Genomic DNA, 13,440 nt, shown 5'->3' with positions numbered 1-13,440 from the left:
CTTCCAGCGCGACAGCGGCGGAAACAGCAGCATGCTGCGGAGCGCCTTGAACGCCGGGGAGTCGGGATCCTGGTGGAACCGGGCCACGTCGGTGCGCCCCTGGTCCCCGGTCTCTCCAGCACCGCCCGAAGAATGACGAGGATCGTTGCTGAACGTCTTCGGTCGCCGGACGAGATCCTTGGCCAGGTCGTACGAGGTGATGTACCAGAACCCGAGAGGTGTCCAGAAGACTGGCTCACGCGTACGTAGGCGATCGTAGATCGGGCGCGGATCTTGCGACTGATCCCTGACCAGGACCATGAAGTCGTCGCTCAGGTCGCGTGTTGTCGTCATCTCGTGTGCCTCGTTCCTTGGTTGAGATCAGTAGCTATTTCGATCGCGCCAGCCCGAGACGCTCTGCGGAATCTCGCAGGTGAGCGGTCCTCTCCTCCAGAGAGCGACCGACCCAGAGGCGATCCGCCCAGATGACAACGTTGTCGAAGCCTGCCTCGGCATAGCGTTCGACGTCTCTACGGGAGCTGCCGTTGGTGCGCACGAAGCACTGAAGGGGAGGCAGGTCCTCATGCATGGCCCGTAGCCTCGACACGTCACTGTGCAGCGCTACGGCCTCGTCGAACGTCGGTGTCCCAGACGCGAACCAGCCGTCGCCCATCCTGGCTGCACGAGCGAGGGCTTTCGGGCCGTTTCCGCCCATGACGACGGGAACGGCGACGGGCTCGGAGTTCATCTGCACCGTGTCGAACGAGAAGTACCGACCGTCGTAAGAGAACTCCTCGGCGCTCCATGCCTTACGGAGGATGTCGAGGGCCTCCTCGAGGCGGCCGATCCGCTCGGCGAAGGGGATGCCGAGGACGTCGAACTCCTCCCGGAGCCATCCGGCCCCGACCCCGAGCAGAAACCGTCCGCCGGCCAAGGCTTGGAGCGTGCTTGTCACCCGTGCGGTAGCGAGCGGATGACGGAGCGGGACCAAGTAGACGCCTGTGGCTATCCGCAGTCGAGCTGTCGCAGCGGCGACCGCACCGAAGGTCACGAGCGGATCAATCAGCTCGGTGCTCTTGTCGATCACCGGCCGGGCCAGCTCGACGCCACCGTCCTCGCTCGGATGGTCGCTCCCATAGTCGACAGGATTCAGGATGTGCTCTCCGACCCACAGTCCATCGAAGCCGCATTCGTCCGCAACCTTGGCGAGCTCAAGCACCTCCTGGGACGGAAGGTCGTAGATGGAAATTCCGACAGTTCCGATGGTCGTTCACCCTTCTGCGGACTGTGGCTGTGGCTGTGGCTGTGGCTGTGGCTGTGGCTGCAACTCGAGATCACAGCCGGCTGAGAACGTTGCGGCCGCCGACGGCCGTGGCGACCGCCACACCCAACGCGGTCACGACCGTCATGAGGAGCGCGACTGCGGCAACGGTGGGGTAGGAACCATTTGTCCAGTAGTCGTACAAGATCGTGCCCATCACCTGGGTCGTAGGTGCCCGGACCAGGAGCGACGCAGTGAATTCATGGGTGAGCAGGACGAACATCAGCGCGAGGGCCCCCGCGATGCTCGTGCGCATCAACGGAAGGGTGATGCGCACGCTGGTGCTCAATGCCGATGCTCCACTGGCTCGCGAGGCCTCCGTATATCCCTGTCCCAGCGAGATCAGGCCGGTGAGCAGCATTCGCGTCGCGAACGGCAACATCAGCGTGACGTAAACCAGCACCAGCACAGTCCGAGACCCGTATAGGACCAGGGGCGCTTGGGTGTATGCCAGCAGGAAACCTGCGCCGAACACCACCGCTGGCACGCTCAGCGGGAGCGAGACGACGAGATCCAGCACCTGACGCAAGACAGGGTACCTGCTACCTCTCAAGATCAAAGCTGCCGAGAAGAATCCTATGGGCACAGTGATCAGAACAGCGGTGAGCGAGAGCAAAAGGCTGTTCTTGATCGCTTCCACAATTGCGGAGTCGTTAATTACCGTGCGGAAGTTGTCGAGGGTCATGGAGTCGAACGAGGGGGCGCCGCTCCAGAATGGGGACATCGCCACGATGACGAGGCCGATGACCGGCAGCACGGTCGCTACGAGGGAAAACGAGAGTATCGAGCAGACGGCCCATTTCGACGGTCGATCACGGGCGACGAACCCCTTGCCGCCGTGCGTGACAAATCGGCTTTGATCGCCGAGCGCAAGCTTCTGCACGAAGACCACGACCACGCCGAAGACCAGAAGGGGACTTCCGATGGCCGCGGCGATTCCATAGTCGACCGGCGCCTGCGAGACCGAACGGTAGATCTCGGTAGTGAGGACGCGTATTCCTTCGTTTGCACCAAGGAAGAGTGGCGGAGCGAACTGGCCGAGGGCCAGCAAAAGACACACGCCTGTGCCGTACACGAGAGAGGGCCGGAGTAACGGCAGAACGACCCGGAAGAACACGCCCAGCTGCGACGAACCGGACACCTGCGCGGCCTCGATCTGATCCGATCCGATATTTTGGAGTCCCGCGTTCATGAACGTGTAGGCGAACGGAACCAGACCGAAGCCCGTGATGATCACGATCCAAGGAAGCGTGTACACATCAACAGGCCCCTCCGAGCGGTGATCCCACCAAGGGAGCACGCGTAGCAGACCATTCAGGTAGCCGGGCCCCGGCGACAGAAGGAACGCCCAGCCGACGACACTGGCGACAGAGGGGACCACAATCGGCAGGAGCGGGAGCGCACGCAAGAACCGGTATCGGCTAGGGAGCCGAGTTGCTGTGAACGCGAGAGCGGTGCCCAGGACCATGGCGATAGCGAGCGAACCCAGTGCGAGAACGATCGTTGTCACCAGCGCGTCGATCACCCGATCGTTGCCGACGGCATCCCCATACGCCCGGCCGCCGTCTGCCATCGCCAGCTCTTGCAAACGAAAGAGGGGGACCACGACCAAGTACGCTAGGCCCACGACGACAGCGAGCACGGCGAGGCGCTGCCACAGCCCCGTCGCTCGGACCCGAAGCAAGGCGCGGGGGCTGGCGGAAAGGGCCGCCATCAGCCGGCGACTTCCTCGAGGGCGGGATAGTCGATATCGGCCGGATCCTCGGAGTCTGGCCTGAGTGTGTACGCGCGACCGTCCTCTGCGCGGAAGGCGACCTGCACAACAGCATGCGGAACGCTCGAGCGGAGCCAGCTCGTCGACATGTCCGCCGGCAGACGCGCAGCGAGTCGGTCGCCGTCGGCCGCGAGCACGACATCGATGTGCCCTCCGCCGTACTGGACGTCGAGGACCTCGGCACGCATGGCAGTGAGGTCGGGAGCTGGTTCGCAGTCACGCGGTAGCACCGCCAGGTGGTCGGGGCGGAGGCGATACGCGAGGCTGGTGGACTCGGCGTGTGGCCCGCCGTCGAAACCGACGACATCGACTCCGTGCGTCGTCCAAAAGCGGCCGTTCCGCTGCAGTATCAACCGGTTCGACATACCGATGAAGTCGGCCACGTACTCCGTCTGGGGGGCCCCGAACACGCCCTCCGGAGTGTCCAGCTGCTCGATCCGCCCGGACCGCATGATCGCCATCCGGTCGCCCAGTGCGAAGGCCTCGGCCTGATCGTGTGTGACGAACACGGCGGTGAAGCCCAACCGACGATGCAGCTCGTGCAGTTCCGTCCGGACCTGGTCCCGCAGCTTCGCATCGAGGTTGCTCATCGGTTCATCCATCAGCACCAGTCCGGGCCTGGCGACGAGTCCCCGCGCCAGCGCAACGCGCTGCTGCTGCCCGCCACTCAGCTGGCCAGGGAAGCGGTCCAACAAGCTTCCACAGTCGACCAGCGCCGCGACTCGCTCCACCCATCCATCCGCGAGCTCGCGTTTGCGACGACGCACCTTGAGCGGGTACGCGATGTTCTGGCGGACGGTCAGGTGCGGCCATAGCGCATACGTCTGAAATACCATCCCGATATCGCGCTTGTCGGGCGGCAGCTTCACCCGCTCCTCACGATCGAACACGGTGCGGTCACCTATGCGGATCCTGCCCGCGTCCGGCGCCTCCAGTCCCGCGAGCATTCGAAGAGTCGTCGTCTTTCCGCATCCACTCGGTCCAAGGAGAACGAGGAACTCTCCCTCACGCACCTCGAGGTTGAGATCGTCGATCACCGGGGTACTCGTCCGTGAACGACCGTGAAACCGCTTGCTCAGCCCTGTGATCGTGACGGCGGCGGTCATCTCTCACTCACTCCCGAGGACGCTGCACTGCCACGGATTGACGTCGATCTCACTGGAACGACCTCCGCCAATCGTCCTGGAACACGCTCACCTTTTCGGGGGTGAGAATCTCATTATCGGAAATCCGTGCCTCGGCGGCGGAGCCGACCGCTCCTTCGATATCGGGCAAGATGGATCCACCATCACGACCCAACGCTTCCTGCCCACCCCTTGTCACGATGAAGTTCGCGAGCACCTGCGCGGCGTTCGGGTTCGGTGCTGAACTGAGCACCCCGCCTTTCAGAGCAGGCCCCCAGTACCCCTTCGCCCCGATCCCCCAATCGACCGGAGCACCCGCCTCCATCTGAGACGTCAGCGGCTGCACGAACGTCGCGGCAGCGATCTCACCGGAAACCACTGCTTCTGCCATAGCGAGCGTACTCGTGTACACCTTCGGCTCCTGCGCCGCCAACTCCTCGGCGAAACCGTCGCCGTAGTTCTCCTCAAGCCACAGATAGAAGTCTACGTAGGCCGCAGCTAGAGGTTCGATAACCCCGAAGCGCCCCTTCATCTCAGGCTTCAAGAAGTCCGTGTAGTCGGTCATGCCTTCAGGCAGCTCATTCACGTTCCACCCAATGGTCAGCACTCCGGAGTTCGAGGTGAAGTACGTCCCCTTCGGCGAAATGACATCCCAGGCGACCTCGTCAGCTTCGAATGCCGGGCCCACCGGTGAAACGAAGTATCCCTTGTCATCGGCGGCGATGATCATCGGGTCGCTGGCCGCGAACCAGAGGTCCGCTGCGCCCCGACCGGTCTGCGCCTCGGCGTCGACCTTCGCTGCCAGGTCGCCGTCACCTCCTCGCACGACATCGACGTCGATGTCGTACTCGGCCTCGAACCTCTCCTTCAAGTCCGCGAGCTGGGTGTCGCCCTGCGAGCCGTAGATCGTGACCTTGCCCTCCTTCTCGGCCGCCTCGACGATGGCATTCCATCCACCGACAACCAGTTCACTCGTCGAGTCAGACCCGCCGCACGCCGCGGCTGACATCGCGACGGCAATGGCGACGGTGACGGTTCCGGCAACATTTCGCATGCGCATGCTGTGCCTCCCTAGACCCCTCGAGGGGCTCGTCTTCGCCTCGACAATGAGACGGCAGCCCCGATTATAGTCGGATGACCTACTATTGGCAACCCGAGTTTTGGGGCTCTTACCGAACTGGTCCCGGCCCAATCCACGAGGGGTTCCTCGGAAGCTCGGCCATCACCGCGTCGGCCCGCTAGGGCCCTCTCCTACTTCTGGTCCGGCCACCTCTGCCACCAGGTACCTGGGCAGCCTATTGCCGCGCGAAGCGGTCGAGCGCGCGATCGGCAGGGACATCGTTGGCCCCGTCCAGCACGAGAATGCTCCCGTTTGCCAACCAACCCTCATCGCTGAGCAGGAAGACCGCCCCAGCCGCAACGTCTGCAGGCGTGGGTGCGCGGCCGTAGCTCGACTCCAGGGCCGACCGCACCGACTCCATGTCGCCGCCGGTGATCACATCGGTCAACAACGGGGTTGCGACTCCCCCCGGCGCCAATGCATTCACGCGGATACCGTAGCCGCGGAGCTCGACCGCCGCAGACTGCGTGAGACCGACAACGGCGTGTTTGGCAGCGGTATACGCGTGCTGGCCCAGACCCGCTCGAAGTCCCGCGACGCTGGCTGTGTTGAGGATCGTGCCCGGGCCCTGACCCTGGTTCTTGGACACGCTGAATCCCGCATCGTGCGGGAGAGAGCGAGAATCAAGAACCATGGCCCGCAAGAACTACTCCGATGAGTTCCGTCGGCAGGCCGTCGACTTGTACGAGTCCACCCCGGGCGCGACGGTGCGTGGCATCGCCGATGACCTGGGCGTCGAGCGGGGCACGTTGCGCCACTGGCTCGGCCTGTACGGGACCGGCAAGAAGACCGCTGCCGACGGCACGCCTACCTCCAGTCCGCTCAAGGCGCAGGCGCCGCCGGCGCCGTCGGCGTCCGCTGCGCCGGATGAGACCGACGGGCAGCGGATCGCCCGGCTCGAGGCCAGGGTCAGTGAGCTGGAGGCCGAGCGGACCAAGCTCACGACCGAGCGAGAGATCCTCCGGTCGGCGGCGAAGTATTTCGCCGGGGAGACGAACTGGTGAGCCGCTTCCAGTTCGTCGCTGACCACCAGCACGCCTTCGAGGTGAAGCGGTTGTGTGAGCTCGTCGAGATCGAGCGCTCGTCCTACTACGCCTGGAAGGCAGGGGCGCCGGCGCGGGCGGCCCGGGCCGGCGCCGAGCTGGCCGAGAAGATCCGGGCCATCCACGGCCAGGACAACACCCTCGGGGCGCCACGGGTGACCGCGGAGCTCAACGACACGGTCGCCGCCGCGGAGCGGATCAATCACAAGCGGGTCGCGCGGGTGATGCGCGAGCACGGCATCCGCGCCTACCAGAGGCGGCGGCGGGTCAGGACGACGATCCCCGAGCCGTCGGGGCAGAAGGTGCCCGACCTGCTCAGGCGCGACTTCACCGCCCAGGCGCCGAACCAGCGCTACGTCGGCGACATCACCTACCTCCCGCTCGCCGACGGCACCAACCTGTACCTGGCCACGGTGATCGACTGCTACTCCCGGCGCCTGGCCGGCTGGTCGCTGGCCGACCACATGCGCACCAGCCTCGTCGAGGACGCACTCAAGGCCGCCGCCGCGACCCGGGGCGGCTCGAGAGCACTGGCCGGCGTGATCTTCCACTCCGACCACGGCTCGGTCTACACCTCCAAGGACTTCGCCAAGCTCTGCAAGCAGCTCGACGTGACCCAGTCCATGGGGGCCGTGGGCACAAGCGCCGACAACAGCCTCGCCGAGTCGTTCAACGCGACCCTCAAACGCGAGGTCCTCCAGGACGAGCACGTCTGGCCCGACGAGGCCACCTGCCGCCGCCAGGTCTTCAGATGGATCGTGCGCTACAACACCCGACGACGGCACTCCTGGTGCGGCTACCAGTCACCGACCGCCTACGAGTCACACCACGCTGCTACGCTCGCGCCCGCCGCGTAATCCCACCCCGTGTCCAAGTTCCGGGGTCAAGGCCCCCCCACCCTGCCGCATCATCACGCGGGCCGCGTGTTTGGTTCCGAGAAAAACACTTCGTAGCAAGACCGCCAGCGTGCTTTCCCAGGCATCGAGCTCGACGTCCATGATGCTTCCCCCGACGCCGTCGACGCCGGCATTGTTCACCATCGCGTCGAGTCGTCCATGTGCGGTGACAGCTTCGTCGATCAATGCCTCGACGTCAGCCTCGTTCGTCACGTCCGCGCGGACGAACCGCACAGACCGCCCCAGGTCGCCGACGATCCTCTCGCCCCCGGCATCGTCAATATCGCCGATCACGCAGACCGCACCCTCGGCCACCAGGCGTCGCACGATGCCTTCACCTATACCGCTCGCGCCGCCGGTAACGACCGCCACCTTGCCCTGCAGCCTCTTTGTCACCTTCTTGTCACCTTTCCCTCGGAAGAGTTCGCTGGAACGCTCGGGGAGCAGAGCACCTCGGCCTCCCCCGCCCACTCCCAGAGCCGCGGACAAACGCCTCCGGTGCTCGTCCGACATTCGAGCAACAGTTCCAGGCTGTGCGGCGCCTGTCGGAAGCAGAGATGCGCGTCGTGCTCCAGGTGAAGCCGAACGCCGATGAGGGTGAGTCGGTCATGCTGACCCGCCCGACGATCGACCCCGACGACGTCGCCGACATGGTCGTGGCGAGTGCCATCATCACCGAAATCAGTGGCTCAACCTCCCACCCCCCATGGTCAGTCGCGAGCTCGGGACGCCGTGCGTGGGCTGCGGGGAGGTCACCGCGACGGCGCTGAGCGGGCAGACGTGACCGGCGACGGCTCGACCGGGGGATCTTCCTGAGCGCCCTCCCCGTGTCTCGGTCGCCACCGAGGAACACCATCTGCGTAGACCTTGGCCGAATGGGCGGGTCGCTCGTACTGAGGAGCCAGGGCTCCTGCCCCGCCCGCTCGCCCGCACGGATCGAGAGGAATCGGATCAGGTCAGGGCGAGTGCGGCAGGGTTGAAGCTGCGTCGGAGGTGTGACGTGTCGTTGAACCGCCGTACGATCCACCGACCGTCGCCGTCGACGATCAGGTGGGAGATCGAGCAGTTGTCGGCGCCCACGAAGGCGAAGTTCCGCTCCGCCCGGGACGCGAGAGCGAAGATCTCACCGATGACGCCTCCATGCGCCACCACCACCACCGTCTTCCCCTGGTGGTCGGCCGCGATGGCCGACACCCCGGCCTGGATCCGCGCCCGGAACTGATCCGCAGGCTCAGCGTTCGGGATGACGTCCCACCGCTCCTCCGCACGCATCTGAGCGACCACGGGGTGGTCCGACGACAACGTTCGCAGCATCCCGGTGCCGTCCCAGTCGCCGAGGTGCACCTCGCGCAGGTCTTCGGAGACGCGTGGCACGATGCCCTTGCGGGCAGCGAGCGGTGCCGCCGTCTGCGCGGTGCGTTGCAGCGGAGTGACGTAGATCGCGGCGATCTCCACGTCCTCAAGCCGGTCCGCGAGCAAGCGCGCCTGCTCCTCGCCGCGCTCGTGGAGCGCGGGGTCGCCGTGGCCATTCCACTTCGGGAAGCATTCCCCCTCGGCGATGGACTCTGACTCGCCGTGGCGCACGATCAGCAGGTCGGTCGCGCCGACCTGCGCGGGGCGAACTGACGTGGGTGCCTCTACGACATCTGACATCGGTGGAGTGCCTTCCTAGGTAGTGGTGCAGACGTGCGGAGTGCTCGGCGGTGGTCGGTCCGGGCCCCTTCGGTTGGACGGGGCGATGAGTCTCGGGACGCTCAAAGTCCCGCGAGGTGCTGGGGTCCGCGCGCCTGGAGCTGAGCGAGGGCGTCCTGCAGTGCCGCATCCTCCGCGACGAGACGGCCCAGCCGGGCGACCTTGTCGGGCACTCCGGCTCCCGCCACACCCACCAACCGGCCGGCGACGCCGTATGCACACAGGAACTTCCGCCGGTCGTCCTCCAGGACGACGACCTCGTCGGCACGGTTGGTCTCGCCAATGATCTGGATCTTCAAACCGGCCTGGTCGGACCAAACGTAGGCAGGCGTGGGCTGCGTCGTTACTGGTTCACCCAGGATCGCAGCCGCCACCACTCTTGCCTGGTCGACCGTTCTCGTCCAGTGCTCGGCACGATGGTGACCCCCTCCGGGTCGGGACCAAGCCGCGATGTCTCCCAGTGCCCAGACCCCCGGGGCGCTGGTGCGGCCGCTCTCGTCGCAGAGCACGCCGTCACCGACGCGCACGCCGCTGTCTTCCAACCACGAGACGGCGGGATCGGAGCCGATGCCGCACAGGACCAGGTCGAAGCGCTCTAGGCGCCCGTCGCTCACGGTCACCTCAACGCCGTCACCGGTGGACTCGACCGACTCCACGTGCACACCACAGCGCACGTCGACACCCGCCGCTCGGTGGAGGCGTGCGACCAGGGCACCGGCGCGCTCCCCCAACGCCACCGCAAGGGGGGTGGGCTGCGGCTCGACCAGCGTGACGTCCAGTCCCAGCTCGACGAGCGAGGTCGCCACCTCACACCCGATGAAGCCACCGCCCACGACAAGAGCGTTGCGGGACGCAGCAACATCGGCGCGGAGCGAGAGAAGGTCCTCGGCCGACCGCAACACGTGGACGCGCGCCAACCCTTGGGTGCTGGGCAACCAGCGGGGGACGAGCCCCGCGGCGATGACGGCGCAGTCGTACTTGTAGGTCGCCCCCGACGCCGTGACCACACTGCGTTTGTCCGTGTCCAATCGCACGGCCGGGTCCCCGAGACGTAGGTCAACGTCCTCCGCCTCGAACCAGGCCGGATCCTTGAGGGCGGTGTCGTCAAGACTCCGACAACCCACCAGCACGTCCTTTGAGAGGGGCGGTCGGTTGTAGGGCGGCCGGCTTTCCGCACCGACGAGCGTGATGCGGCCCCGATGTCCGCGACTCCGTAGGTTTTCAACCGTTCGGAGCCCTCCCAGTCCGGCACCGACGACCACGATCGATCGGAGTACTCGCGACTGCATGTGGCTCACCGTTCTGCGAGGTGCTGGTCGGGCTGCAACGCAGCCATCGTACCTCAGAGTCACCTACTATTGAGTACTAGACATCCCTTCATCCGCAGCGAGGACACTGTGATCGAGACCAGCTCTTCAGCCGCCGACCAGATCGTCGACGTTGCCGTCACCTACGCGTTCGCGATCGACGACCGGGACTGGGAGGCGTTGCGCAGCTACTTCGCGCACGACGTGGCGTGGGAATACAACGACCTCGAGCCGCAGTCCGCGACGCCCTCGTTGCGATGATCCAGGACGTGGTCACGCCCTTAGACCGCACGCAGCACCTGCTCGGCAACCACCACGTCTCGGTCGACGGCATGACCGCCGCGGCCAGGTGCTACTTTCAGGCGCAGCACCTGAGGCGCGGAACCACCGGCGGCGACACTTACCTGGTGGGCGGCACCTACACCGATCGGCTGCTCATGACCACCGAGGGTTGGCGAATCACACACCGACGCCTGGAAGTGACGTGGACCGACGGGAACCCGGAGGTCCTCCACCCGCGAGGCCGAGCAGACGCCTAGGGCCCGTGAACTGCCTCGGCCGTACGGTGACGCCCGTGGCCTCCACGTCCATCACGAAGGTGATGGCACGGTAGTTGGGTGCATCGGGGTCGGTGCGCGCCAGGAGAGACAGTGCTCCGCGTGAGCCGCCTGGCAAGACCAGAGCTTCTGGCCCGAGACCCGCCGCCCTCCTGCTCCGTCTATACGGCGCGGGGCTCGAGCGAGGCGGGGGCTGATCCGGCACCCGGCCCACCGAAACCCTGGCACCACACGGCCCTTGCGATGGCGGGACGGATGTACTTCTCCTGCTGCTCCTGGCCCCGGCCGCGACGAACGTCCCGGGTACGTGGTTGAGCGACATTCGCACACGTCGTCGGGCGGTGCCCCTGCCCTCGCCGAGGCCGAAGGCGTTGGCCTGCTCACGCGCGTCGTAGCCGCCGCGACCCCACGTCTTGCCGACCTCGGGGGCTCGGAAGGCCAAGCTCGTTCAGTTTGAGCAACCAGGGCCGCGCTCGACGTACCCGGCGTCATCCAGCTCCGAGACCGTCGCGATTCCCAGTCCCCGAGCGGCGTTGTCGGCGAACGAGGCCGCCACCTCTCGCTCGAAGAAGCCAGTGCACTGCATCGGACACCCACTGCAGGAACTGCGGCAGATCGGTCGGGCCCCGGTCCGGGAACGCGGTGCGACGCCGCTCCATGAAGCTCGCGACCGCCTCGCCGGCGTGGAGAGACGGGTGAGGTGCTGGATGAGCCGCCACTCGACCTCGTGCACCTGCCGCGGATTCCGGCAGCGGTGACATCCGGTAAAGCATCTGTCGCGCGAGCGCAACAGCCACAGGGGCGGTGTTCTCGGCGATCACGCGCGCCAGCGCCCGGGCGGCCGGCACCACCTCGTCCGCACCGTGCACGCTCCGCACCAGACCCCGCAGTCAGCGCCTCCTGCGCCTCGACCAGGCGGCCGGTGAGGAGCCAGTCCAGCGCCGTGGGAACCCCCGACGATCCGCGGCAGGAACCAGTGCGCGCCGCCTTCAGGGGTGATGCCCCGCGAGACCAACTCGAACGCCGCATTCGCGCTCTCGGCCAGGAGCCTGGAGCCCGCCGCCACGGTCAGGGAGATTTCCGCCCCGACAGCGTTGCCGTTGATCACTGCAATCACCGGGTGTTCATGGAGCATGCGCATCGTCACCACGCCCGCCGGCTCACGTCACGCCGCCGGATCGACCTTCCGCCTCGGGTTTGGTGCCGCCCTTCAGCTGGGCTGCGGAATTTAACCTGCCCTCCGAGAGGTCGGCACCGACGCAGGAAGTGGCGCCCGCTGCCCCTGAGGACGACGGCTGGGACGCCGAAGTCCACGTCCGCCCGGGTTAGGGTATCGACCACCTGCCCCGCCACCGTGTGGGTGAAGCGTTGCCCTTATCCGGTCCGTTTAGTGTGATCGTCGCGACCGCACGGTCGTCGCGGTGCGTGATCTCCGCGCATTCCTGCACGATCCTGGGTGCCTCCGGTCAGAGGAGCTCGACGATGGTGGCGTTCGCCTGACCGCCACCCTCGCACATGGTCTGGAGTCCGTAGCGCACGCCGTTGTCGCGCATGTGATTGACGAGGCGAGCCATCAGCACCGCGCCGGACCCACCCAGGGGGTGCCCCAATGCGATCGCGCCACCCAGGGGGTTCGTCACCTTCACGTCCGCGCCCGTCTCAGCCAACCAGGCCAGGGGGATCGGGGCGAAGGCCTCGTTTACCTCGAACGCCCCGATGTCCCCGATTCCGAGACCCGACTTGGCCAGTGCCTTCGCGGTCGCCGGGATCGGCCCAGTCAGCATCATGACGGGATCACTGCCGACCACGACCGACGTGTGTACGCGCACTAGCGGGGTTAGCCCCAGCTCGGCGGCCTTCTCGCTCGACATGACCAGCATCGCGCCGGCACCGTCCGAGATCTGGGAGGAGTTGGCCGCCGTGATGAGACCGTCCTCGTCGAACGCGGGCTTCAGCTCAGCGAGCTTCTCAAGGGTCGAGCCGCGTCGTACACCCTCGTCCTGACTGAACACCCCACCCGCGATGTCTACCGGAACGACCTGGGAGTCGAAGGCACCGGCGTCGATAGCAGCAGCCGCACGTTCGTGGGACTCGAGCGCATACTCGTCGGCCTGCTGACGACTGATCCCCCACTTCTTCGCGATCATCTCGGCACCGATGCCCTGGTTGAAGCGAACGCCGTAGCGCTCGTGCACCGACTCTGGCATGGGGAACCCGGGGCCGGGCTCGACGGTCGACCCCATCGGCACGCGGGTCATTGCCTCGACTCCCCCCGCCACCGCGATGTCGTAGTGGCCCGCGACCACGCCAGCTGCCGCGAAGTGCAGCGCTTGCTGGCTCGAGCCGCACTGGCGGTCCACGGTGGTGGCTGGAACCGTCTCCGGCCACCCGGCAGCGAGGACGGCCGTGCGACCGATGTTGCTGGCCTGCTCACCGACCTGGCTCACACAGCCCCAGACGACGTCATCGACCAGCGCCGGATCGACTCCGCTGCGCTCGACCACGGCGTTCAGGACGGTGGCGGACAGGTCGGCTGGGTGCACCTCGCTTAGGCTCCCGTTGCGGCGCCCGACGGGCGTGCGGGCGATCTCGACGATGACGGCGTCTCTCATGGTGCTACTCCCTGT

12 protein-coding genes and 2 pseudogenes are annotated in these 13,440 nt (G+C 66.4%); 3 read left to right on the top strand and 11 right to left on the bottom strand.

The annotated features are described in order from the left end of the window. The 6 genes and pseudogenes from GD880_RS19620 to GD880_RS19595 form a co-directional block, all read right to left on the bottom strand. A pseudogene (locus GD880_RS19620) lies at positions 1–333 on the bottom strand (hypothetical protein); the annotation flags it as partial. Positions 334–367: 34 nt separating this feature from the next. After that, positions 368–1,198, bottom strand: coding sequence for a TIGR03619 family F420-dependent LLM class oxidoreductase (locus tag GD880_RS19615; protein ID WP_226909849.1), 831 nt, complete (start codon positions 1,196–1,198; stop codon positions 368–370). A gap of 115 nt (positions 1,199–1,313) precedes the next feature. Further along, positions 1,314–3,014, bottom strand: a complete 1,701-nt coding sequence (locus GD880_RS19610; RefSeq protein ID WP_152233294.1) for an ABC transporter permease — start codon at positions 3,012–3,014, stop codon at positions 1,314–1,316. Next, positions 3,014–4,180 carry an ABC transporter ATP-binding protein gene (locus GD880_RS19605; RefSeq protein WP_152233293.1) on the bottom strand — a complete coding sequence of 389 codons (1,167 nt, stop codon included), beginning with the start codon at positions 4,178–4,180 and terminating at the stop codon, positions 3,014–3,016. The genes GD880_RS19610 and GD880_RS19605 overlap by 1 nt, the downstream gene beginning before the upstream one ends. A gap of 49 nt (positions 4,181–4,229) precedes the next feature. Continuing rightward, the gene (locus GD880_RS19600) at positions 4,230–5,258 is read right to left on the bottom strand and encodes an ABC transporter substrate-binding protein (protein WP_152233292.1); all 1,029 of its coding nucleotides are present in this window, start codon (positions 5,256–5,258) and stop codon (positions 4,230–4,232) included. Positions 5,259–5,493: 235 nt separating this feature from the next. After that, the gene (locus GD880_RS19595) at positions 5,494–5,907 is read right to left on the bottom strand and encodes an SDR family oxidoreductase (protein WP_193314616.1); all 414 of its coding nucleotides are present in this window, start codon (positions 5,905–5,907) and stop codon (positions 5,494–5,496) included. Between the two features lie 43 nt (positions 5,908–5,950). Between GD880_RS19595 and GD880_RS19590 the strand changes: the two genes are divergently transcribed. Further along, positions 5,951–7,218, top strand: a protein-coding gene (locus GD880_RS19590; protein ID WP_152233290.1) for an IS3 family transposase whose coding sequence is annotated in 2 segments (ribosomal slippage) — positions 5,951–6,302 and positions 6,302–7,218 — 1,269 coding nt in all. Because the reading frame shifts where the segments join, the coding sequence is not laid out codon by codon here. Here the strand turns inward: GD880_RS19590 and GD880_RS19585 are convergent. After that, the gene (locus GD880_RS19585; protein WP_193314615.1) at positions 7,183–7,653 is read right to left on the bottom strand and encodes an SDR family NAD(P)-dependent oxidoreductase; all 471 of its coding nucleotides are present in this window, start codon (positions 7,651–7,653) and stop codon (positions 7,183–7,185) included. The two genes, GD880_RS19590 and GD880_RS19585, sit on opposite strands and share 36 nt — an antisense overlap. Before the next feature lie 161 nt (positions 7,654–7,814). Here GD880_RS19585 and GD880_RS21225 point away from each other — a divergent pair, with 161 nt between their 5' ends. After that, positions 7,815–8,027 (top strand): PEP-utilizing enzyme, encoded by a 213-nt coding sequence (locus tag GD880_RS21225; RefSeq protein ID WP_226909848.1) that lies wholly within the window; start codon positions 7,815–7,817, stop codon positions 8,025–8,027. A 181-nt stretch (positions 8,028–8,208) separates the two neighbouring features. Here the strand turns inward: GD880_RS21225 and GD880_RS19575 are convergent, their stop codons facing one another. Together GD880_RS19575 and GD880_RS19570 are read right to left on the bottom strand one after the other, a co-directional pair. Then, positions 8,209–8,841: a histidine phosphatase family protein gene (locus GD880_RS19575; RefSeq protein WP_264372305.1), complete on the bottom strand. Its 633-nt coding sequence runs from the start codon at positions 8,839–8,841 to the stop codon at positions 8,209–8,211. Between the two features lie 170 nt (positions 8,842–9,011). Then, positions 9,012–10,238 (bottom strand): NAD(P)/FAD-dependent oxidoreductase, encoded by a 1,227-nt coding sequence (locus GD880_RS19570; protein ID WP_152233287.1) that lies wholly within the window; start codon positions 10,236–10,238, stop codon positions 9,012–9,014. Between GD880_RS19570 and GD880_RS21220 the strand changes: the two are divergent. Then, a pseudogene (locus tag GD880_RS21220) lies at positions 10,239–10,795 on the top strand (nuclear transport factor 2 family protein). A gap of 835 nt (positions 10,796–11,630) precedes the next feature. On the opposite strand, the gene GD880_RS21215 reads toward GD880_RS21220, so the two are convergent. Then, positions 11,631–11,948: an enoyl-CoA hydratase-related protein gene (locus GD880_RS21215; RefSeq protein WP_226909851.1), complete on the bottom strand. Its 318-nt coding sequence runs from the start codon at positions 11,946–11,948 to the stop codon at positions 11,631–11,633. Between the two features lie 331 nt (positions 11,949–12,279). Then, on the bottom strand, positions 12,280–13,425 hold the full coding sequence (locus GD880_RS19550; RefSeq protein WP_152233283.1) for a thiolase family protein: 1,146 nt from the start codon (positions 13,423–13,425) through the stop codon (positions 12,280–12,282). Positions 13,426–13,440 lie beyond the last annotated feature (15 nt).

The organism is Georgenia ruanii (assembly GCF_009193175.1).
GTDB lineage: Bacteria > Actinomycetota > Actinomycetes > Actinomycetales > Actinomycetaceae > Georgenia > Georgenia ruanii.
The sequence above is the reverse complement of the archived record's forward strand: the minus strand, read 5'-3'. Positions and strand labels throughout refer to the sequence as shown.

Bases quoted from the DNA above. Each gene is read 5' to 3' on its own strand.
- GD880_RS19550 (WP_152233283.1), bottom strand. From the start codon at position 13,425: ATGAGAGACGCCGTCATCGTCGAGATCGCCCGCACGCCCGTCGGGCGC.
- GD880_RS19600 (WP_152233292.1), bottom strand. From the start codon at position 5,258: ATGCGCATGCGAAATGTTGCCGGAACCGTCACCGTCGCCATTGCCGTC.
- GD880_RS19605 (WP_152233293.1), bottom strand. From the start codon at position 4,180: ATGACCGCCGCCGTCACGATCACAGGGCTGAGCAAGCGGTTTCACGGT.
- GD880_RS19570 (WP_152233287.1), bottom strand. From the start codon at position 10,238: ATGCAGTCGCGAGTACTCCGATCGATCGTGGTCGTCGGTGCCGGACTG.
- GD880_RS21225 (WP_226909848.1), top strand. From the start codon at position 7,815: ATGCGCGTCGTGCTCCAGGTGAAGCCGAACGCCGATGAGGGTGAGTCG.
- GD880_RS19610 (WP_152233294.1), bottom strand. From the start codon at position 3,014: ATGGCGGCCCTTTCCGCCAGCCCCCGCGCCTTGCTTCGGGTCCGAGCG.
- GD880_RS21215 (WP_226909851.1), bottom strand. From the start codon at position 11,948: ATGCTCCATGAACACCCGGTGATTGCAGTGATCAACGGCAACGCTGTC.